Genomic DNA, 19,331 nt, shown 5'->3' with positions numbered 1-19,331 from the left:
TTCACGCCTTCAATGACTCGTTGTCTTCAAGGCCGTTATCAAGCAGGTTCAGGGCGCGCCGCAGCAGGGTGCTGGAGGTGTGAACGGTGTAGGGAAAATACACCACCTCGACGCCGAGCGCCAGCATGCCGGCTTCGAGGCGGTTTCCCTTTTCTGTTCCGCGCCAATCATCGCCTTTGAAAATTACGTGGAAGCCAACGGCATGCCAGGCGTCTACTTTGTCCGGGTAGTTGTCGACCACCACCTCGTCGACAAGCCGGATATTCCGGACGATCTCAAGCCGTTCATGAAGAGGCACGACAGGCTCTCTGTTCTTCACGAGCAGTGTCGCTTCAGTGGAAGCCACTCCCGCGACCAGATAGTCGCAGTGCAACCGTGCATGTTTGAGCAGGTTGAGGTGCCCGACATGGAAAAGATCGTAGACACCGGATGCATAGCCGATACGAACAGTCACAACGAACTCGATTCTTCACGAATGCCGAATAGGTCATAGGCACCGGCCGGCCGTCGAGGCGCTGGGCTGGTCCCCCCAATTCCATGCTGAGGGTGTTATTGCCTGACGGAAAGCACTTTGGGGAGAAACGCGTGGGCGGGCGGCTAAAGCAGGTAGCGGGACTAGTAAGACAAGTAGGAGGGGTGGAAAAGCTAGTAGGAGCAACCGTTCCCGCCCTTGGTCTTTGCTGATTTGATCTTGGTAGCTTCAGCCCTGAAGTTCATGATTACGTAACCGGGGGGGACTCCATGCGTCAAAAAATCCCAGCTGTTCTAGCGGGCATAGCGCTAGCGGTGGCGCCGTTAATTGCCACCAGCAGCTCCGCGCTCGCTCTATCTCCGGGAGTTGCGTTTTCCGCCAACGCCCTCCCGACTTGGCAGACAAACGGCGTTGCCTGGACCATGGCCCAGTCAAACGGAGTTGTCTACGCCGGCGGAACGTTCACCCAGATCCGGCCTCCTGGCACCGCCGCCGGCAGCGCCCAGTCAAGAAATGCGGTGAACTTCGCGGCCTTCGACGCGTTCACCGGCAACCCGACTTCCTGCGCCTTGTCCGTGACGGGCGGCACAGGTACAACCGTTCGTGCCCTGGCGGTAACTCCGGACGGCAGCCGGCTCTATGTGGGCGGTCTGTTTGGGGCCATCAACGGCGTCAACACCACCCGCATCGCTGCCGTCAAGCTTCCTGGCTGCACGGTAGACACGACCTTCCGGCCGGCAATCGTCTCGGCCACAGTCCGGACTATCGCCGCAACCGACACCGCCGTCTATTTCGGTGGCGACTTCCAAACGGTCGGGACCGAGGCCCGCAGCCGTTACGCGGCCATGGACTCAAACGGCGCGCTCCTTCCATGGGCGCCGGCCGTCAACGCGTCAGCCCGCGCGCTGGACATCCCCGCCGGCCGCAACGTGGCCGTCCTCGGTGGCGATTTCGCAACTGTGAACGGCGTGGCATCCCAGTCGATCGCCGTCGTCGACACGAACACCGGCGCGAACGTAAGGGCATACGGCGCAACGTTCATCTCGCGCACGTCATTTACAAAGTCCATCGTTGACGACGGGCAGAACTTCTACATCGGCAACGAGGGCACCGGAGGCGGCGTCTTCGACGGACGGGCACGATTCAGCCTTGACACCTATGACCAGGTGTGGAGGGACACCTGCCTCGGAGCCACCCAGGCGGTGGACGTCTACGGCGGTGTCCTCTACGCCGCCAGCCACGAGCACGACTGCTCGACCATGAATGAAATGGCAGACGGCGTCCGGCAGCACCTGACGGCACAGAGCGTCAACGCCCCGGCACCCCAATTGGGGTGGAGCCCTGATACCAACGACGGGATTGGTGAAGGCATTGGCCCCAGGGCCATCGTCCACACGAATCGGGGTTCGGGCGACATGCTCTGGGTCGCCGGCGAATTCACCACCACCAACGGCACCGCCCAGCAGGGCCTGACCAGGTTCGGCCCCGGCCCGGGAACTGTGGCACCTTCCTCGCCCAGCAACGTCAGCGCGGAAAGCCTCAAGGCCGGCGAAAACCAGATCCGGTGGCGGGCCAGCCTCGACAACGACGACTCGGAGCTGAGCTACAGCGTCTACCGGAACGGCTCTTCGACCCCGCTGGGAACTGTTAATGCCAGCTCGCTGTGGTGGTCGACAGGCCAGGTGTCCTTCACGGACAAGACAGCCGTACCCGGAACGCAGTACAGCTACCGCGTCCGGGCGACTGACGGCACCAACACCGGTCCGCTCTCGGCCTCGGTGGCCGTCACAACAGCGAGGAACACCGCAGCCTACCCGGCCGCTGTCCTTGGGGCAGGTGCCAGTACGTACTGGCGGCTTGACGGCAACGGTCCGACGGTCGGCGCCGACAGCTCTGCGGGCAACAACCTGGAACTGAGCTATGGCGGACCGGCATTTGCCGGCGACACCGGAGCCATTGCCAATGACACCAGCCGCTCGACGACGTTCAATGGCACGAGCGCATTCGCCTACGGCCAGAATCGGGGCAATGCGCCCACCGTCTACAGCGCGGAGGTGTGGTTCAAGACGAACACGACCCGGGGCGGGAAGATCTTCGGCTTCGGCAGTGGCCAGCCCAACCGGCACGGTACCAATCCCGGACTAAGCAGCAGTTACGACCGGAACCTCTACATGACGAACGCGGGCACGCTGATCTACGGTGTCTACGTCAACGGCACAAGGACGGTTAGCTCGGTTCTGCCCTACAACGACAACGCCTGGCACCACGCCGTGGCGACGCAGGGCAGCGACGGCATGCGGCTTTACGTGGATGGAACCCAGATCGGCGCGCTGCCGAACCAGACTGCAGCGCAGGGCTACTGGGGTTCGTGGAAGATTGGCGGAGACCAGCTGAACAGCTGGCCGTTGCGGCCCTCGAGCAACTACTTCGCTGGCTCCATCGACGAGTTCGCCGTGTACCCGACGGTGCTTTCGGCGGCTCAGGTCACCGATCACTTCAACATCGGCAAGGGAATCGGACAGCCGGTCCCCGACACACAAGCTCCCGCGGCCGTGACAGGAGTTGCGGCCGCGGTAACTGCCAGTGATGTGGCCGTTTCCTGGAACGCAACCACCGACAACGTCGGGGTTACGGAATACCAGGTCCACCGTTCCGATACCAGCGGGTTCACCCCGTCAGCAGCCAGCCTCGTCGCCACGGTGAACGGGAGCACGCTCAGCTGGACTGACGCGGGCCGTCCGGCCGGAACGTTCTACTATCAGGTTCTCGCCGCCGACGAGGCCGGCAACATCAGCGGCCCGTCCAACGAAGCATCCGCAACGGTGGTCCCGCTCCCGCAGCCGGTCACGCTCACGCTGACACCGACCGCCGACACCTACGTGAATGCGGGAGCGCCGAATACCGCAACAGGGTCCTTCACGACCTTGGCCACCAGGGGTACGTCGGCTTACATCACCTACATGAGGTTCAATGCGTCCTCGCAGGTTCCTGCGGGCCAGCACCTCGTGTCGGCGACCTTGAAGTTCTCAACTACCGCGGATTCCTTTGCCGGGTCCGCCGATCCGCAGCAGACGGTGGCGATGGCCGGTGACTGGTCCGAGGCGACGACGACTTACAACAACCGCCCGCAAACCAGCAGCACCTTGCTGGGAACGCTGACCGGTCCGACGGCACCGAACGCGTCGTACTCAATTTCGCTCGACGCGGCCGCAATCTCGGCAGCGCTCGCAGGTGACATCAACTTCTCGATGCAGAGCGCTGGAACCGACAACATGTGGTTCTTCTCGCGGGAAGCCTCTGCTGCCAAACGTCCGGCCCTGGTTCTGAACTTCGAGCCGAATCCCTAAGTAAAAATAGCTCTCGAAAGAAAACATCCCATGTATAACGGTCTCTCGAAATCCCTGGGAATGGTGCTTCTGGCGGCTGCGGTCTTCGCAGCCGCCGGTTGCACCTCCCCCGGAAATCCCAACGCCACGTCCGCGTCCGCCAACTCAACCTCCCCGTCCGCCTCAGCTTCAGAGGCTCCGGCCGCTCCTCCGGCGGCTTCCCCCTCGGCTCCCGCCACGGGAGCCAAGACAGCGGCACCTGCTAACACCCCCGCCGCCTCCGGCGAGGCGCAAGCCCCGCAGGCTGCACCCAAGCCCACCTTTGCGCCTCCCGAGCAGCGGTATCTCGCTTCACGGGTCCCCCAGGGCACCGACCCGAACGCTGTCCTTCAAGTCGGACAGGAAAGCTGCGCCCAACTGGAAAATGTGAAAGCCACGGACCAGAAGGCCGTGGTGTCCCACTTGATCGAGAAGGTGGACGCGGAGGTGGTCGCTGCCATTAATGATCTCTGTCCCGGGCTCCAGCCCGAGCTCGATGCCGCGCGCCGCGGCTTCACCGACGGCGACTTCACCATCGGTGCGGCAGCGCCCAAGGAAGGCGGTGGTTCAATCTCCGTGGGTAAGTACGAGGCATGGAATCCCTCCCCGAACTGCACACTGGTGGCCTACGACGCAGCAGGCGGGTCGATTGCGCAATCGAACGGTACGTCGGCCTTCGCCATCCCGGCCGGCACCGCCCGCGTCGTGTCGGATGGATGCTACACCTGGCTGGCCGCATGAAACCGCGCCGCTTCGCCTGGAATGCAGCAACCACCGCCCGCGTCGTATCGGATGGATGCTACACCTGGCTGGCCGCATGAAACCGCGCCGCTTCGCCTGGAATGCTGCAACCACCGCCCGTGAAAGGACCCGCAATGGACGTCCGTGAACAATTGCTTATTTTGCGCCGAAGCTGGCGCCTGATCACTGTCCTGGCGTTGCTGGGAACGATACTAGCGGGCGTGGCATCCTTGCTGACTCCCACGTCCTACACGGCATCGACGAGCCTTTTCGTTTCGACGCAGAACTCGGAAACGTCCGCGGAACTGCAACAGGGCAGCGTCTTCGCACTGGCGCGCGTCCAATCGTATGTGGACGTCACCTCGAAACCGACCGTGCTCCAACCCGTCATCGACAAGCTCAACCTCGGCATGACCCCGGAAGCCTTGGCCGCCAAGATCAAGACATCCACCGCGCGCAATACGGTGATCATCGAAATCGAAGCCAGGGACGGCTCCGCCCAGCGGAGCGCCGACATCGCCAACGCCGTCGCGGCCAGCCTCATCACGGCTGTCGCTGACCTGGAGCGGCCCACGAACGGAACGCCGACCCCGGTCCGGCTCAGCCCGGTGGACCACGCCACCACGCCGACCGAGCCGTCGAGCCCCAACGCGAAGCTGGACCTCGGCCTGGGCCTTTTGTACGGGCTCGCAGCCGGAATCGCGGCGGCCGTATTGCGCCATGTCCTGGACCGCAACATCCGGACGGAATCGGATTTGCGCAAGATGACTGATCTGCCGCTCTTGGCAGGAATCACTGAACAGACTGCCGGCCGTCTGCCAGGGGCCCCTCCCTCGGTCCTGGGCGGTTCGGGCGCGGAGGCGTTCCGCAAGCTTCGAACGAACCTCCAGTTCGCAGGTGTGAACCGGCCGATGCGCTCGATCGTTGTTACTTCCGCGTCAGCGGGGGAGGGGAAGAGCACGGTCGCGCTGAACCTTGCCGTCACTATCGCCAAGGGCGGCCAGAAGGTCATCCTCGTGGATGCGGATCTTCGTCTTCCCTCAGTTGCTTCAGCGACTGGAATCGAGGGGGGCATCGGACTCACCACTGTCCTTGTCGGAACGTCCAGCCTCGACGACAGCATCCAGTACTGGTCCGACGACGGTTTGGCGCTGCTGGCCTCGGGTCCTCTGCCGCCCAATCCCAGTGAACTGCTCGGTTCAGCAGCCATGAGCCGACTTCTGGAGGAGTTGCAGAAAAAGTTCGACGTGATCATCGTCGATTCCCCGCCCATCCTCCCCGTCACCGACGCCAGTGTGCTGACCAAGAGCACCGACAGCGTGTTGCTGGTGGTCGGAACGAAGAGGGTGAGCCAACACAGCCTGGCCAAGGCAATCGACCAGCTCAATTTTGTCGACGCCAACATTCTCGGCGTCGTCCAAAACAGGATCCCCCGTCGGGGCCCCGACGCCAACACGGCGTACGTTGCCGGATACGGCGCCGAACATCCCGATCGCATCCCTCCCGTCGAGAACCGCGACGACGGTTCCTTCCGGCCCGCCCACGTTCGCCGTGGCAAGTTCGCGAGTGTGGAAACCTGATGATGACTGCCGGGTTGTCCGGGCCCTGCCTTTGGCGGGGCCCTTTGGCGGGTCTTCTTTGGCGGGCCCCGCGGTGCGATGAGCGACGACCGCCCTGGGGTGGCCCGTAACTCTTCGGTAAAGGACCTGGAGCCGCCGCGGTACTGGCGGCCCGGGCGAATATCCTGAATTGGTTAGCTGCAGTGTTGGGGGAAGCGGGCTACGCCCATTGCCGTCCGCCAAGCAAGGATTTTCGTGGCATTCGCAGAGTACGACGTCGTCATCCACCGTGACGCCATGAGCGTGTACAACTTCCTCCTGGACCCGGGCCACCTGCCACTCTGGCGGGAGGGGGTCCGGAGCGTGGAACTACACTCCGGTGCCGCCGGCGCCAAAGGTGCCGTGTACCGGCAGACGGTCGCCGGACCGGGCGGACGACCCGTGGCCGCAGACTTCGAAATTGTCGAAGCCCGGACGGGGGCTGAGATCCAGTACCAGGTCATCGTCGGGCCGGCCCGGCCGCACGGCGGCTACTACCTGAGCACCGAGGGTCCCAGCACCCGCGTCCGATTCGCCCTGAACTACGAGCCCAGGGGGTTCATTGTCCGCCTGACTAAACCCTTCCGCCGGCGGATGAAGGCCGAGGTCGGCCAACTCGAGCGGCTCAAGTCCCTCCTCGAAGATATGCCCGCTACGGAATAGACGCCCTGTTGGAGTAACACTTGGCGGCTGCACCCGTTCATGAAGCCGGGCAGGGCCCCGCGCGGTATTTTTGAACCTGTGCTGATCTCTGACCGCGACATTCGAACCGAAATTGACTCCCAGCGGATTGTCCTCGAACCCTTCGACCCCGACATGGTCCAGCCGTCCTCGGTGGACGTCAGGATCGACAAGTTCTTCCGGCTGTTCGACAACCACAAATACGCCCACATTGACCCGGCCGAGGAACAGCCCGAGCTGACCCGCCTGGTGGAAGTTGAGTCCGGCGAGCCGTTCATCCTGCACCCGGGGGAGTTCGTCCTTGGCTCCACGTACGAGACCGTGACGCTGCCGGATGACATCGCGGCCCGCCTCGAGGGCAAGTCCTCGCTCGGCCGGCTCGGCCTGCTGACGCACTCGACGGCGGGTTTCATCGATCCCGGATTCTCCGGCCACGTCACGCTGGAACTGTCCAACATGGCCACGCTGCCCATCAAGCTCTGGCCCGGCATGAAGATCGGCCAGCTGTGCTTCTTCCGGCTGTCCTCGGCCGCGGAGCACCCTTACGGTTCGGGGGAATACGGCAACCGCTACCAGGGCCAGCGCGGGCCCACGGCCAGCCGCAGCCACCTGAATTTCCACCTCACCAACATCTAGGCGGGACGGCTGCCAGGCCGGACGGCCGCGCCAGCCAAGCCAGCCTCCTGGCCAGGCACCCAGTGCGCTGAGTCGCAGGGCGGCAGCGTTACGCCGGGCCCGAGGTCCGGAACGCGGGCCGCCGTGCCGGACGGCGCAGGTGCCGGACCAGCGGCTCCACAAAGCGGGCGGCCAGCGGCCCCACGATCGCCATGATCAGAACGTAGGCGGTGGCGAGGGCTGCCAGATCGGCGGGCACCACGCCGGAGGCAACGGCCAGGCCGGCGATGACAATCGAGAACTCGCCGCGTGCGATCAGGGCCGCGCCCGCGCGGTAGCGGCCGGGAATGCCAATCCCGGCCCGCTTGGCCGCCCAGTACCCGGTGACCACCTTGGTGGCTGCCGTCACCAGGGCCAGCAGCAGGGCCCAGCCCAGGACCGGGGGGATGGACCGGGGGTCGGTGTTGAGGCCAAAAACAACAAAGAAGATGGCCGCGAAGAGGTCCCGGAGCGGCTCCAGGATGCGCGTGGCGCTGTGGGCCGTGGCCCCGGAAATCGCGATGCCGAGCATGAACGCCCCCACGGCAGCAGAAACCTGCATGGCGGCCGCGAGCCCCGCGACCAGAAGTGCAGCGCCCAGCAGGTTGAGCAGGAAAACCTCGGAGTTTTCGCTGTGCACGGCCTTGGACACGTGGTGTCCGTGCCGCAGGGCCACCACCAGGACCAGGCTGACGACGGCCAGGGAGATCCCCACCGTCTGCAGCCCCAGCAGGATGCTGACGCCGGCCAGCGTCGCGGTCAGGACCGGCAGGTACACGGCCATGGCGAGGTCCTCGAACACCAGGATGGACAGGACCACCGGGGTTTCCCGGTTGCCGATCCGGCCAAGATCCGTGATGACCTTGGCGGCGATCCCGGAGGATGAAATGTAGGTGACGCCGCCCATCACCATGGCCCCCACGACGCCCCATCCCAGCATCACCGCGAGCCCGGCACCGGGCAGGAAATTGAGCAGCAGGTCCAGGACGCCGGCCTGCCAGGACCGCCGCAGGCCGGTGACGAGCTCGGACGCCGTATATTCCAGCCCAAGCATAAGCAGCAGGAGAATTACGCCGATCTCGCCGGAAAGGTGCGCGAACTCGTGCATGCCTTCGAGCTTGACCAGGCCCCCGGCCCCGAAGAACAGCCCGCCCACCAGATAGAGCGGGATGGGGGACATGCCGATCCGCCCGGCCAATCTGGCCAGCAGGCCGAGGCAGAAGACGACGGCCCCCAGCTCGATCAGGGTCAGCGCGAGCGGATCCATCCGGCTTATCCGTTGCGCAGGATGCCGGCCGCCGTGTCCAGGCCTTCTTGCGTACCCACCGCAACGAGGAGGTCACCGGGGTGGAGGACGACGTCGGGTCCCGGGGAGGGCACGACCTCGCCTTCGCGCATGATAGCCACGATCGAGACCCCGCTCCGGGTCCGGATGCACGCCTTCCCCATCGGCTGGTTCTGGAAGGGTGACTCAGCGCTGATCGAAAACTGGCGCGTGACAATACCCGGGATTTCCCGGTGGGCTTCCGAGAGCTGCATGGCGATGCGCTGGCCGCCCAGGAGGTTGCCCAGGGCGGCGGCCTCATCCGCAGTCAGCGGGACAGAGGCCTGGCAGGTGTCAGGATCGTCCCAGGTCGAGACGATGAGTTCCGTCTGGCCCTCGCGGTATTCGACAACGCCGATCCGGCGTCCGGAGGCAGTCATGAAGTCCTTGCGCCGGCCGAGGCCGGGGAGGTCCGTCTCATCCACGTTCATACCCTCAGCCTAGTGCGCGAACCGTTGATTCGGCCGCCTCAGGACTCGGGGACCACCGCGATTTCGGTCTGATCGGGGGCCTTGACCGGCAGGAGCACGAGCAGGCCCACGAGCAGCACCACCATGATGCCGAGGATGCCCCAGCGCTGGGCCTCGCCCTCCGCTACGAAGGGTGCGGCGACGGCGATGCACAGCGTGAAGAGCGCGGGGGCGAGGAAGCTTACGGCCCGGCCCGTGGTGGCGTAGAGGCCGAAGAGCTCGCCGGATTCGCCGTGCGGGGCGAGCCTGGCGAGGTAGGCGCGGGAGGACGACTGGGCCGGCCCCACGAAGAGGCACAGCAGCAGGCCGAAGACCCAGAACGTGGTGGTCCCGGCCCAGGCCATGCCAAAGAACATGTAACTGCCGTTGCCGAGGACCAGGATCGCGGTACCCGCGACCAGCAGGCCGGCCAGAGACGCGATAATCACGGTCTTCGGCCCGATCCTGTCATCCAGGAAGCCGCCGAGGATGGCGCCGGCGGCCGCCACGACATTTCCGAAGATCGCGAAGAAGATGACGTCCTTGAGCTCGAAGCCAAAGGTGCCGGCCGCGATCACCCCGCCGAAGGTGAAGACAGCTGCCAGCCCGTCCCGGAAGATGGCGCTCGCGAGGAGGAAGTAGATGGTGTGCGGGCTGGTCCGGTAGATCGCCTTGATGCGCCGGACGAGCAGGCCGTAGGAGGCGAGGAACCCCAGCCCGGCGCCCCGGTCCGAGCGCGGCAGCTCCGGGACCGCGAACAGCACGGGCAGTGCGAAGACGAGGAACCACAGGGCCGAAAACACCGCCACCAGCCGGATGTTCAGGCTGTCCGCGGTGGAGGCGCCAAACCAGTTCACGCTGGGCTGGACGAAAAGCTGGAGCACAACCAGCAGCGCGACGATGCCGCCGAGATACCCCATTCCCCAGCCGAAGCCGCTCACTTTGCCGATGTTCCGCGGGGTGGAGATCTGGGTGAGCATGGCGTTGTAGTTGACCCCGGCAAACTCGAAGAAGACGTTGCCCAGCGCTATGAGCGTGACGCCCAGGATCAGGAAGTCCGGCCGCGGGAAGACAAAGAAGCACAACCCGGTCAGGACGACGACGGCGGCCGTGTTGACCCCTAGCCACAGCTTCCGCCGGCCGCCCGTGTCCGAGCGCTGCCCGGTGACCGGGGCCAGGAGGGCAACGGCCACGCCGGCGACGGCCAGCGCGGCGCCCAGGACTGCCGAGGCCTGGTCCTCCCCGCCGAATGCCTTGGAGGTCAGGTAGACGGTGAAAACGAACGTTGTCATGACGGCATTGAAGGCTGACGAACCCCAGTCCCACGAGGCCCACGCGAGGATCCGGCCACGGTGCGGGACGGGACTTCCCGATTCCAGTTCCGAGGGGCGCATGGCCTCTGGGGCGGCGGCAGTGTTCATAGCCAGAATCGTAGCCGCCCCGGGCGTCCTCCGAGGGGGAGCGGCAGGGGGTTTTGCCAGGCAGGGTTTAGCCCCGGCTTCACATTTGCGTCGAATTGTTCAGTGACCGGTGTCTCGGCCAAAAGAATTTGTACACGCTTGGTAAACTGACGGCACCGAACCTAACAAATGACCCGCCTGCTCCAACTTGCTGACAATCGACTTTCTGACGTTGCGGAGATACCAGTGATCACAGTCCTTGCCGTGCACTTTGCGGTGGCTGCTGTGGCCCCGCTGCTGTTCCGAAAGTTTGGCAGGAATTCGTTCTTCGCCCTGGCCGCGGTCCCCGCGGCCTCCTTTATCTGGCTGCTGCTGCAGCACGACGCAGTCTATTCAGGCACAGTCTATTCAGGTTCTGACGGGGCGATTACCGAAGTCATCCCCTGGATTCCCGGGCTGCAGCTCGAACTCGCGTTCCGGATGGACGCCCTGGCCTGGGTCATGTCCCTGCTGGTGCTGGGGGTGGGCGCGCTGGTGCTGGTCTATTGCGCCCGCTACTTCAAGGACAAGGACGACTACCTCGGCGGTTTCGGCGCCCAGCTCCTGGCCTTCGCCGGGGCGATGTTCGGCCTCGTTACCGCTGATGACCTTCTGCTGCTGTTCATCTTCTGGGAACTGACCACAGTGCTGTCCTACCTGCTGATCGGCTACGCCCGCACCCGGCTGTCCGCGCGGCGCTCGGCGTTGCAGGCACTCGTGGTGACCACCGCCGGCGGCCTGGCCATGCTCGTGGGGCTCATCATGCTCGGTTCGACGGCCGGAACCTACCGGATCCAGGCCATCATGGACCTGGCTCCCACCCTGGTCGCCGGCCCCGCAGGCGGGGTCGTGAACGCCGCCGTCGTCCTCATCCTGATCGGTGCGATCACCAAATCCGCCCTGGTGCCGTTCCACTTCTGGCTCCCCGGCGCAATGGCTGCCCCCACTCCCGTGAGCGCCTACCTGCACGCCGCGGCCATGGTGAAGGCCGGGATCTACCTTGTGGCCCGGCTGGCCCCCGGATTCGCGGACACCGCGGCCTGGCTGCCGATCGTGCTCGGCCTGGGCCTGGCCACCATGCTGGTGGGCGGCTACCGGGCCCTCCGGCAGACAGATATCAAGCTCATCCTCGCCTACGGCACCGTGAGCCAGCTGGGCTTCATGACCATGGTGGTGGGCCTCGGCACTCCCGACGCGGCACTCGCCGGAATAGCCCTGCTCCTGGCGCACGGGCTGTTCAAGGCCACGCTCTTCCTGGTGGTGGGCATCATCGACCACCAGTCCGGGACCCGGGACATCCGCGAGCTCTCCGGCGTCTACGGATCGGCCAGGGCACTGGCGGTCGTCGCGGCGATCGGCGCGGCCTCGATGGCGGGCGTGCCCCCGCTGGCCGGATTCGTCGCCAAGGAATCGGTGTTCGAGGCCTTCCTCCAGTACAAGTCGGAGACCGGGACCGGACCCTGGCTCTTGGCCGGTGTGGTCCTGGGCTCCATCCTGACCTTCGCCTACAGCGCCAGGTTCATGTGGGGAGCCTTCGCCCTCAAGCCCGGCGTGGAGCCCACGGCCTTCAAGCCGGTCAAACCGGCGTTCCTCGCCGCACCGGCGATCCTGAGCCTCCTCACAATCCTTTACGGGCTGTGGCCTGCCACCGTTGACGCCTGGATCCAGCCCTACGCGGAGCTTTTTGTGCACGGCTCCGAGGCCCCGCCCGGGCACCTGGCGCTGTGGCACGGCATCACCCCGGCCCTGGGCCTGACCGCAGTGACGTTCGTCCTGGGCCTGGCGATGTTCTACGGCCGCAACGCCGTGGCCCGGCTGCAGGCGCTGGTGCCGGGCTGGATCGACAGCGACCGTGCCTACCAGCTGACGATCGGCGCCCTGGACGACACCGCGGTATGGATCACCGGCCGGACCCAGCGAGGTTCGCTCTTCTTCTACCTGTCCGTCATCCTGACCGTGGCGTTCGTCCTGCCGCTGACGGCGCTGCTGCTGGCCAACAAACCGCTGCCGCCAGGTCTCTATGTCATCGATCCCGGCTCGCCGCTGCAGCTGGTGGCCGGCGCCGGAATCGTGATCGGGGCGCTGGCCGCGGTGCGCGCCAACAAACGGTTCCTGGCCGTCCTGATGGTGTCCGTCACCGGCTACGGGATTGCCATGATGTTCGCCCTGCAGGGAGCCCCGGACCTCGCCCTGACCCAGATGCTGGTCGAAACCATGATCCTGGTGGCGTTCGTGCTGGCCATGCGGAGCCTTCCGCCGGGGCTGCGGGACCGCACCGGCGGCAAGTACAGGGTCATCCGCGTGGTGATCGGCCTGGCATTCGGCGTCACCATGATTTTCGTGGCCATCCACGCCCTCGGCGCCCGGGTGGCGCCGCCGGTCTCCCTGCAGTTCCCGCAACTGGCCTATGAGGGCGGCGGCGGACTCAACGTCGTCAACGTGACCCTGGTGGACATCCGGGCCTGGGACACCTTTGGCGAGATCTCGGTCCTGGCCCTGGCCGCCACCGGCGTCGCAAGCCTCATCTTCGTCCGCGGCCGCGGTGACCGCATCCGGACATCCGCGAGCGTCGCGGAAGGGACCGTGGGCCGGCGGACCGGGGCCAGGGGCAGCACCAGGGAAGACGCCGCCCTGGCGATGAACCGGCGGTTCGCTGCCGCCACTCGCGACGCCTGGCTGGTGGCCGGCCGGACCCTGGCACCCGAACGCCGCTCGATCATTTTCGAGGTGGTCACCCGCCTCATCTTCCACTCGATGATCGTGTTCTCCATCTATCTGCTCCTCGCCGGCCATAACCTGCCCGGCGGCGGCTTCGCCGGCGGCCTCACCGCCGGCCTCGCCCTGACCATCCGCTACCTGGCCGGCGGCCGCTTCGAACTGCGCGAAGCGACACCAGTCGGCGCCGGCACCCTGCTGGGGATCGGCCTGGCCACGGCGGCCGCCGCCGGAATGACGCCGCTGCTGCTGGGCGGCGAAGTGTTCCAGAGCGCCATCGTGGAGCTGTGGCTGCCCGTCTTCGGCGACATCAAGTTCGTCACCTCGACCATCTTCGACATCGGTGTCTACGTCGTGGTCGTCGGGCTGGCCCTGGACGTGCTGCGCAGCCTCGGCGCGGAGATCGACGAGCACTTCGAAGAACAACCCGAGACGACCGAAGAGGGACCCGCCGAAGACCAGGACAGCGGAGGATTCCCGGGCGGGGTCCCCGCCGAGTCCGCCGACGCGGAAACCACTGCCAAGGGGAGAACATGAGCGTCAACCTGACCCTGCTGACGGTCATGGGCGCCCTCTACGCCTGTGGCATCTACCTGCTCCTCGAACGCAGCCTCACCCGGGTCCTGCTGGGCCTCATGCTGCTGGCCAACGCCACGAACCTGCTGATCCTCGCCACCGGCGGCTACGCCGGGCTGGCGCCGCTCTTCGACAAGGACACCCCGGCGGGGGACTACAACGACCCCCTGCCGCAGGCCCTGATCCTGACCTCGATCGTGATCTCCTTCGCCGTCACGGCGTTCATGCTGGGCATCATCTACCGCACCTGGGTCCTGGCCCGCCAGGATGAAATCCAGGACGACGCCGAGGACCGCCGCGTCGCGGAAACGCCAAGCTTCGATGCCGAGGACGACTCCGTGATCCCGGTCGAGACTTCGGAGTTCCCGCTGGCCACGGTCATGTCCGGTGACCGCCCCGTGCGGGCCGACAAGGCCGCCTCTGAAGAACAGCCCGGTTCCCTCAACGTTGACCCCAGCCCGGAAGGAGGCGGAGAGTGAACATCACCAGCCTTGCCCCGCTCGCCGTCGTACTCCCCATCCTGGGCGCCGCCCTGACCTTTCTGCTCATCCATCACCCCCGGGTCCAGCGCGCGGTCAGCATCGCCGTGCTGACGCTGACACTGCTGCTGGAATGCTGGCTGCTGGCCTCCGTCTGGGATGGCGGCACGGCCGCGGTGAACATCGGCGGCTGGCTGCCGCCGTGGGGCGTCGTGCTGGTGGTGGACCAGTTCTCCTCCCTCATGCTCGTGGTGTCCTCGGCCGTGAGCCTTGCGGTGCTGATCTACGCAACGGGACAGGGCATGGCCGACGGCGACCGCGACGCGCCGGTCTCGATCTTCCACCCGACCTACCTGATCCTCGTGGCCGGGGTGTCCAACGCCTTCCTCACCGGAGACCTCTTCAACCTCTACGTCGGCTTCGAGATCCTGCTGACGGCCAGCTACGTGCTCATCACCCTCGGCGGGACAGGCCCGCGCATCCGGGCCGGCGTGACCTACGTGGTGGTCTCCGTCGTGTCCTCGGTGCTGTTCCTGATCGCGATCGCCATGATCTACGGCGCCACCGGAACCATCAACATGGCGGACCTCGCCATCAAGCTCGGCGACCTCGACCAGGGCACCCGGACGCTGCTGCACGTCATGCTGCTGGTGGCCTTCGGCATCAAGGCCGCCGTCTTCCCGCTGTCCTTCTGGCTCCCTGACTCCTACCCCACCGCCCCGGCCCCGGTCACCGCGGTGTTTGCCGGGCTGCTGACCAAGGTGGGCGTCTATGCGATGGTCCGCACGGAAACGCTGCTATTCCCGGGGGATGCGCTCAACGCCCCGCTCATGGTCGCGGCGCTGCTGACCATGGTGGTGGGCATCCTCGGCGCCCTGGCCCAAAGTGACATCAAGAGGCTCCTGTCCTTCACCCTGGTCAGCCATATTGGCTACATGGTGTTCGGCCTGGCCATGTCCACCGTGGCCGGTCTGGGCGCCGCGGTGTTCTACGTGGCCCACCACATCACTGTCCAGACCAGCCTGTTCCTGGTGACCGGCCTGATTGAACGCCGCGGCGGCAGCTCGTCCATGGACCGCGTGGCGGGACTGGCCAAGCTCTCCCCGGTATTGGGGGTCCTGTTCTTCATTCCCGCCATGAACCTCGCCGGAATCCCGCCGTTCTCGGGTTTCCTGGGCAAGCTGGGGCTGCTTCAGGCAGGTGTGGAACTGGGGACGCCGCTGGCCTACGCCCTGGTGATCGGCGGCGTGCTGACGAGCCTGCTGACCCTGCTGGCGATCGCGAGGGTCTGGAACCGGGCGTTCTGGCGCAAGCCCGGGGACGCCGAACACCCCGATCCGGTGCTCCTGGCAGCGCCGGCCGACTCCGCCACGGGTGACCGGGCCGGCAAGACGAATGTGACCCTGCTGCCCCGCACCATGGTGGGCTCCACCCTGGGCCTGGTGGTCTTTGGCGTGGCCCTGACGGTCTTTGCCGGGCCGCTGTTCAGGGTGGCCGACCAGTCCGCCCAGGAGATGCTGGACCGGACCTCCTACATCCAGGCCGTGCTCGGCCCGGATGCGCCCGTGCCGCCGGTGCCCCCGTCGCTCCATCCGGTGCAGGTCCGGGAGGGCGGCGGAAAATGAACCGGAAAAGGATCTCGCTGCGCCAGGAACTGCCGCTGCTGGTCTGGCTCGTCTTTGTCTGGGGCGCGCTCTGGCAGAACTTCAGCCCGGGCAATCTCCTCTTCGGCGCCCTCATCGCGGTGCTCGTGGCGCGCATTTTCTATCTGCCCCCGGTGGAACTCGGCGGCCGCTTCAACGTGCTCCGCGCCGTGCCGTTCGCCCTCATCTTCCTCGGAAAAGTCGTCGCGGCAAGCTTCCAGGTCCTGTACCTGGCCGTCGTCCGCGGCCCCAACGTGGTCAGCGCGGTCGTAGCCGTGCCGCTCCGAAGCCATTCGGACCTCCTGGTCACGGCCACCGGGCACGTGATCTCGCTGATTCCCGGGTCCCTCGTGGTGGAGGTGGACAGGTCGACGTCCACGCTCTACATCCACGGCATCAACGTCCGCAATGCCGAGGACGCGGCCAAGCTGCGCAAAGAGGTCCGGGACACCGAGGCCGGGCTGATCCGGATCATGGGGACCAAAGCCGAACTTTCCGCCCTGACACAGGAGACCGCCGCATGATGCAGACCGTCCTGACGGTGACCGCCGTCGTACTGTCCCTGGCCGCCGCGGGGGCGATCGTCCGGATCGCGCGGGGGCCCTCGCTGCTGGACCGGGTTCTGGCCGCCGACGTGCTGCTGGCCATCTTCGGCGCGGCCCTGTGCATCGACATGGCCGCCAACCGGCACCTGAACAACCTGATGCTGCTCGTTGCGATTTCCCTGATCGGCTTCGTCGGCTCGGTCACCGTGGCCCGGTTCGTGGCCGACAGGCGGGAGGGCGTCCGTGAATCCTGACACAGTGATCGACGCCGTCTCCGCCGTGTTCATGGTGACCGGAGCCCTGATGTCCCTCGCGGCCGCCATCGGGCTGCTGCGATTCCCGGACCTCATGAGCAGGATGCACGCGGCCACCAAACCGCAGGTCCTCGGCCTGTTCCTGCTGCTGGCGGCCCTCGGCCTGCAGATGCGCACCTGGTCGGTGTGGCCCGTCCTGCTGGTGGCCTGGCTCTTCCAGCTGCTCACCGTCCCCGTGTCCGCCCACATGGTGGGCCGGGCCGGCTACCGGACCAAGCACCTGCACCCGGAGCTGCTGAGCTCCGACGAGCTCGAGGCGGTAGTCCAGAAGGCCGCCCAGCAGGCGGCCACGCACGGAGCGGACGACGACGACCGCTGAGCCCCCGTCCGGCCCGGCGGACCCGGCCGGCACGTCGCCCCCGTCCGGCCAGCGGACCCGGCCGGGGCCTTCGACAGCCGCGGCGGGCGCCGCGGCTGGTCGCGTCAGGTCAGACGACGTCCTGGGTCTTGGCGAAGCGGGTGATCGCGCGCTGGGTGCCGCGGTTGGCGAGCACCTGGATGATGGCGCTGACCGAGGCGGAGATCAGGGCGAACGTCAGGGCCGAGCGCAGGGTGGTGGGAACGTCGTCCTCCTGGCCCTTGGGCGGCTTGTTGCCTGTGGACTTTTCCCACATGGTGTCCACCAGCTTGGTGCCGGCAAAGCCGGCCAGGAGGCTGACGCCGGTGCCGAGCAGCTTGATGAGGATGTTCATTCTTCGGTCTCCTTGGGACGGGAACGGTTTTCCCCTAGCCTAGCGTTCCGGGGTGAGGACCATCCGCAGGGCCTCGACCACGAGTTCGTGATCCGCCTTCTGGGGCAGGCCGGAGACGGTGACGACGGCGACGGCGCCCGTGCCGCGCACGTAGATGGGGAACGCCCCGCCGTGGGCGGCGAACTCCGACTGATCCCACCAGGCGTTGTCCTCGATCCTTCCGCCGGCGGCGCGGGCCCGGAGGCCCACCAGCAGGGACGGGACCTCGTACCGCATGGCGGTGCGCTTTTTGGCGTTGATCCAGCGCTCATTGTCCGGTGTGGCGCCGTCCAGCGCGGCGTGGAAGAGCACCTGCTCGCCTTTGGTGATGTCGACGGCGATGGGCAGCGAGCGTTGCCTGCCCAGCTCGACAAGGAGGAGCCCGAGGTCCAAGGCGTCATCCTTGCTGAACGACGCGAACTGGAGCGCCTCTATCTCGGCCAGCACGCGGCCGATAAGCGCCGCCAGGGATCCCCGCGGCTGCGGCTCACTCGAGTCGGGATCGTATTCCCCGGAGGGATCTTGGGTGACCGGTGTGTGCGACAAAATATTCCAGCTTTCCGGTGGGTGACGAGGCCGCCCGCTGGCGGGTCCGGGGGTCCGGCACGACGACTCTACCAAGAGGGATTTCCGGGCCGCCGGGACTGCCGCCGTCCGGTCCACGATTGTGACGGCACACCACTGAAAACCCGGCCGTCCGGGTGTAAACTGAGCCAGCCCACAAGGGCGAAAATAATTACGACAGGGGAGCGCCGCCGTCGGGCATCGCCGGAACAATCCGGGGAAACCTTTGGTGGGCGCTGAGAGTGCGGACAGCCGCAGACCCTCGAACCTGATCCGGTTAGTACCGGCGCAAGGGAGTCGAGTTCTCAGGGTGCGCGGAGGGCGGCGGAAGCCGAGACCGGCCGGCGCACCCTCCCCTCCTGTTCCTCAGGAGGACGACATGACAGATATTTCAGCACAGCATGGTTCCGCCAGCCGTTCATCCGCCCGGCGCAACTACAGCTGGCGCGTGGTGGACATTGTGGTGGCCGCGTTGATCGCCGTTGCCGGCGGCGTCATTTTCTGGGCCTGGTCCCAGGGCGCGAACCTGATCTCGACTCCGGTCAACGCGGTCTACCCGCCGTTGAGCGGACTCTACGCCGGCGGCTGGATGATCCCGGCGGTGCTGGGCATGCTCATCATCCGCAAGCCGGGCGCCGCGCTCTTCTGCGAAACCGTCGCGGCCACCGGCGAGCTCATCATGGGTTCGCAGTACGGCACCACGGTGCTGATCTCCGGCATCCTGCAGGGCCTCGGCGCCGAACTGGTCTTCGCGGCCTTCCTCTACAAGAAGTTCAACCTGCCCGTCTCCGTGCTGGCCGGCGCCGGCGCGGGCCTCTTCTGCGGCCTGAACGACTCCTTCCTGCCGTGGGGCTGGAACATCGCCTACGAAGCCGGCGACAAGCTCGCCTACATCGTCTTCACCACGATCTCCGGCGCAGTGATTGCCGGCGGACTGGCCTGGCTCGCCACCCGCGGCCTGGCGAAAACCGGAGTGCTGGGCTCCTTTGCCTCCCGCAAGGCCGCCACGGAGCCCGTCTTCTCCTGAGCCCCGTCGCTGAA

The 19,331-nt window shown here is 66.3% G+C and carries 18 protein-coding genes and 1 riboswitch; of the genes, 12 read left to right on the top strand and 6 right to left on the bottom strand.

All coding sequences use genetic code 11. From position 1 onward, the window contains the following. Position 1: 1 nt before the first annotated feature. On the bottom strand, positions 2-454 hold the full coding sequence (locus tag AC1D1A_RS13195; RefSeq protein ID WP_476857313.1) for an FAD synthase family protein: 453 nt from the start codon (positions 452-454) through the stop codon (positions 2-4). A gap of 440 nt (positions 455-894) precedes the next feature. Here AC1D1A_RS13195 and AC1D1A_RS13190 point away from each other — a divergent pair, with 440 nt between their 5' ends. From AC1D1A_RS13190 to dcd, 5 genes are all read left to right on the top strand, one after another. Next, on the top strand, positions 895-3,819 hold the full coding sequence (locus AC1D1A_RS13190; RefSeq protein ID WP_476947892.1) for a CBM96 family carbohydrate-binding protein: 2,925 nt from the start codon (positions 895-897) through the stop codon (positions 3,817-3,819). Between the two features lie 30 nt (positions 3,820-3,849). Next, entirely contained in the window at positions 3,850-4,578 is a 729-nt protein-coding gene (locus AC1D1A_RS13185) for a hypothetical protein (RefSeq protein ID WP_476857315.1), read from the top strand. 101 nt (positions 4,579-4,679) lie between these two features. After that, complete coding sequence (locus tag AC1D1A_RS13180; RefSeq protein ID WP_476947891.1) at positions 4,680-6,158, top strand: tyrosine-protein kinase domain-containing protein; 1,479 nt, start codon at positions 4,680-4,682, stop codon at positions 6,156-6,158. A 234-nt stretch (positions 6,159-6,392) separates the two neighbouring features. Continuing rightward, positions 6,393-6,839 (top strand): SRPBCC family protein, encoded by a 447-nt coding sequence (locus AC1D1A_RS13175; protein WP_476887086.1) that lies wholly within the window; start codon positions 6,393-6,395, stop codon positions 6,837-6,839. A gap of 78 nt (positions 6,840-6,917) precedes the next feature. Then, on the top strand, positions 6,918-7,493 hold the full coding sequence (gene dcd, locus AC1D1A_RS13170; protein WP_026538211.1) for a dCTP deaminase: 576 nt from the start codon (positions 6,918-6,920) through the stop codon (positions 7,491-7,493). A gap of 88 nt (positions 7,494-7,581) precedes the next feature. On the opposite strand, the gene AC1D1A_RS13165 is transcribed toward dcd, so the two are convergent. The 3 genes from AC1D1A_RS13165 to AC1D1A_RS13155 are packed head-to-tail and all read right to left on the bottom strand — an operon-like array spanning position 7,582 to position 10,705. Then, positions 7,582-8,778, bottom strand: a complete 1,197-nt coding sequence (locus AC1D1A_RS13165; protein WP_476947890.1) for a cation:proton antiporter — start codon at positions 8,776-8,778, stop codon at positions 7,582-7,584. Between the two features lie 5 nt (positions 8,779-8,783). Beyond that, a complete protein-coding gene (locus AC1D1A_RS13160; protein WP_028275382.1) occupies positions 8,784-9,266 on the bottom strand; it encodes a cation:proton antiporter regulatory subunit in 483 nt (160 codons plus the stop codon). A gap of 38 nt (positions 9,267-9,304) precedes the next feature. Then, positions 9,305-10,705 (bottom strand): MFS transporter, encoded by a 1,401-nt coding sequence (locus AC1D1A_RS13155; protein WP_476857319.1) that lies wholly within the window; start codon positions 10,703-10,705, stop codon positions 9,305-9,307. Between the two features lie 225 nt (positions 10,706-10,930). Here AC1D1A_RS13155 and AC1D1A_RS13150 point away from each other — a divergent pair, with 225 nt between their 5' ends. The 6 genes from AC1D1A_RS13150 to mnhG are packed head-to-tail and all read left to right on the top strand — an operon-like array spanning position 10,931 to position 17,314. Next, on the top strand, positions 10,931-13,975 hold the full coding sequence (locus AC1D1A_RS13150) for a Na+/H+ antiporter subunit A (RefSeq protein WP_476857320.1): 3,045 nt from the start codon (positions 10,931-10,933) through the stop codon (positions 13,973-13,975). Beyond that, positions 13,972-14,493, top strand: a complete 522-nt coding sequence (locus AC1D1A_RS13145) for a Na(+)/H(+) antiporter subunit C (RefSeq protein WP_230009245.1) — start codon at positions 13,972-13,974, stop codon at positions 14,491-14,493. Before AC1D1A_RS13150 ends, AC1D1A_RS13145 begins: the two co-directional genes overlap by 4 nt. After that, a complete protein-coding gene (locus tag AC1D1A_RS13140) occupies positions 14,490-16,118 on the top strand; it encodes a Na+/H+ antiporter subunit D (RefSeq protein WP_476850770.1) in 1,629 nt (542 codons plus the stop codon). Before AC1D1A_RS13145 ends, AC1D1A_RS13140 begins: the two co-directional genes overlap by 4 nt. Next, positions 16,115-16,660 (top strand): Na+/H+ antiporter subunit E, encoded by a 546-nt coding sequence (locus AC1D1A_RS13135; RefSeq protein ID WP_028275387.1) that lies wholly within the window; start codon positions 16,115-16,117, stop codon positions 16,658-16,660. The genes AC1D1A_RS13140 and AC1D1A_RS13135 overlap by 4 nt, the downstream gene beginning before the upstream one ends. Further along, positions 16,657-16,935: an MrpF/PhaF family protein gene (locus tag AC1D1A_RS13130; RefSeq protein WP_018774043.1), complete on the top strand. Its 279-nt coding sequence runs from the start codon at positions 16,657-16,659 to the stop codon at positions 16,933-16,935. Before AC1D1A_RS13135 ends, AC1D1A_RS13130 begins: the two co-directional genes overlap by 4 nt. A 31-nt stretch (positions 16,936-16,966) precedes the next feature. Further along, the gene (gene mnhG / locus AC1D1A_RS13125; RefSeq protein WP_043434548.1) at positions 16,967-17,314 is read left to right on the top strand and encodes a monovalent cation/H(+) antiporter subunit G; all 348 of its coding nucleotides are present in this window, start codon (positions 16,967-16,969) and stop codon (positions 17,312-17,314) included. A 109-nt stretch (positions 17,315-17,423) separates the two neighbouring features. On the opposite strand, the gene AC1D1A_RS13120 is transcribed toward mnhG, so the two are convergent. Together AC1D1A_RS13120 and AC1D1A_RS13115 are read right to left on the bottom strand one after the other, a co-directional pair. Continuing rightward, positions 17,424-17,687, bottom strand: a complete 264-nt coding sequence (locus tag AC1D1A_RS13120) for a DUF4235 domain-containing protein (protein WP_223915203.1) — start codon at positions 17,685-17,687, stop codon at positions 17,424-17,426. Positions 17,688-17,726: 39 nt separating this feature from the next. Continuing rightward, positions 17,727-18,272 (bottom strand): heme-degrading domain-containing protein, encoded by a 546-nt coding sequence (locus tag AC1D1A_RS13115; RefSeq protein WP_476947889.1) that lies wholly within the window; start codon positions 18,270-18,272, stop codon positions 17,727-17,729. A 187-nt stretch (positions 18,273-18,459) separates the two neighbouring features. Further along, positions 18,460-18,603, top strand: a riboswitch (TPP riboswitch). A gap of 66 nt (positions 18,604-18,669) precedes the next feature. On the opposite strand from AC1D1A_RS13115, the gene AC1D1A_RS13110 reads away from it, so the two are divergent. Next, on the top strand, positions 18,670-19,317 hold the full coding sequence (locus tag AC1D1A_RS13110; protein WP_028275391.1) for an ECF transporter S component: 648 nt from the start codon (positions 18,670-18,672) through the stop codon (positions 19,315-19,317). The last annotated feature ends 14 nt before the right edge of the window (positions 19,318-19,331 follow it).

The organism is Arthrobacter sp. P1_B9 (assembly GCF_056406495.1).
The sequence above is the reverse complement of the archived record's forward strand: the minus strand, read 5'-3'. Positions and strand labels throughout refer to the sequence as shown.

What these genes read in the sequence shown, in the direction of transcription:
- AC1D1A_RS13190 (WP_476947892.1), top strand. Translation starts at nt 895, where the DNA reads ATGGCCCAGTCAAACGGAGTTGTCTACGCCGGCGGAACGTTCACCCAG.
- AC1D1A_RS13180 (WP_476947891.1), top strand. Translation starts at nt 4,680, where the DNA reads ATGCTGCAACCACCGCCCGTGAAAGGACCCGCAATGGACGTCCGTGAA.
- AC1D1A_RS13130 (WP_018774043.1), top strand. Translation starts at nt 16,657, where the DNA reads ATGATGCAGACCGTCCTGACGGTGACCGCCGTCGTACTGTCCCTGGCC.
- AC1D1A_RS13145 (WP_230009245.1), top strand. Translation starts at nt 13,972, where the DNA reads ATGAGCGTCAACCTGACCCTGCTGACGGTCATGGGCGCCCTCTACGCC.
- AC1D1A_RS13120 (WP_223915203.1), bottom strand. Translation starts at nt 17,687, where the DNA reads ATGAACATCCTCATCAAGCTGCTCGGCACCGGCGTCAGCCTCCTGGCC.
- AC1D1A_RS13135 (WP_028275387.1), top strand. Translation starts at nt 16,115, where the DNA reads ATGAACCGGAAAAGGATCTCGCTGCGCCAGGAACTGCCGCTGCTGGTC.
- AC1D1A_RS13165 (WP_476947890.1), bottom strand. Translation starts at nt 8,778, where the DNA reads ATGGATCCGCTCGCGCTGACCCTGATCGAGCTGGGGGCCGTCGTCTTC.
- mnhG (WP_043434548.1), top strand. Translation starts at nt 16,967, where the DNA reads ATGGTGACCGGAGCCCTGATGTCCCTCGCGGCCGCCATCGGGCTGCTG.
- AC1D1A_RS13155 (WP_476857319.1), bottom strand. Translation starts at nt 10,705, where the DNA reads ATGAACACTGCCGCCGCCCCAGAGGCCATGCGCCCCTCGGAACTGGAA.
- AC1D1A_RS13185 (WP_476857315.1), top strand. Translation starts at nt 3,850, where the DNA reads ATGTATAACGGTCTCTCGAAATCCCTGGGAATGGTGCTTCTGGCGGCT.
- AC1D1A_RS13160 (WP_028275382.1), bottom strand. Translation starts at nt 9,266, where the DNA reads ATGAACGTGGATGAGACGGACCTCCCCGGCCTCGGCCGGCGCAAGGAC.
- AC1D1A_RS13110 (WP_028275391.1), top strand. Translation starts at nt 18,670, where the DNA reads ATGACAGATATTTCAGCACAGCATGGTTCCGCCAGCCGTTCATCCGCC.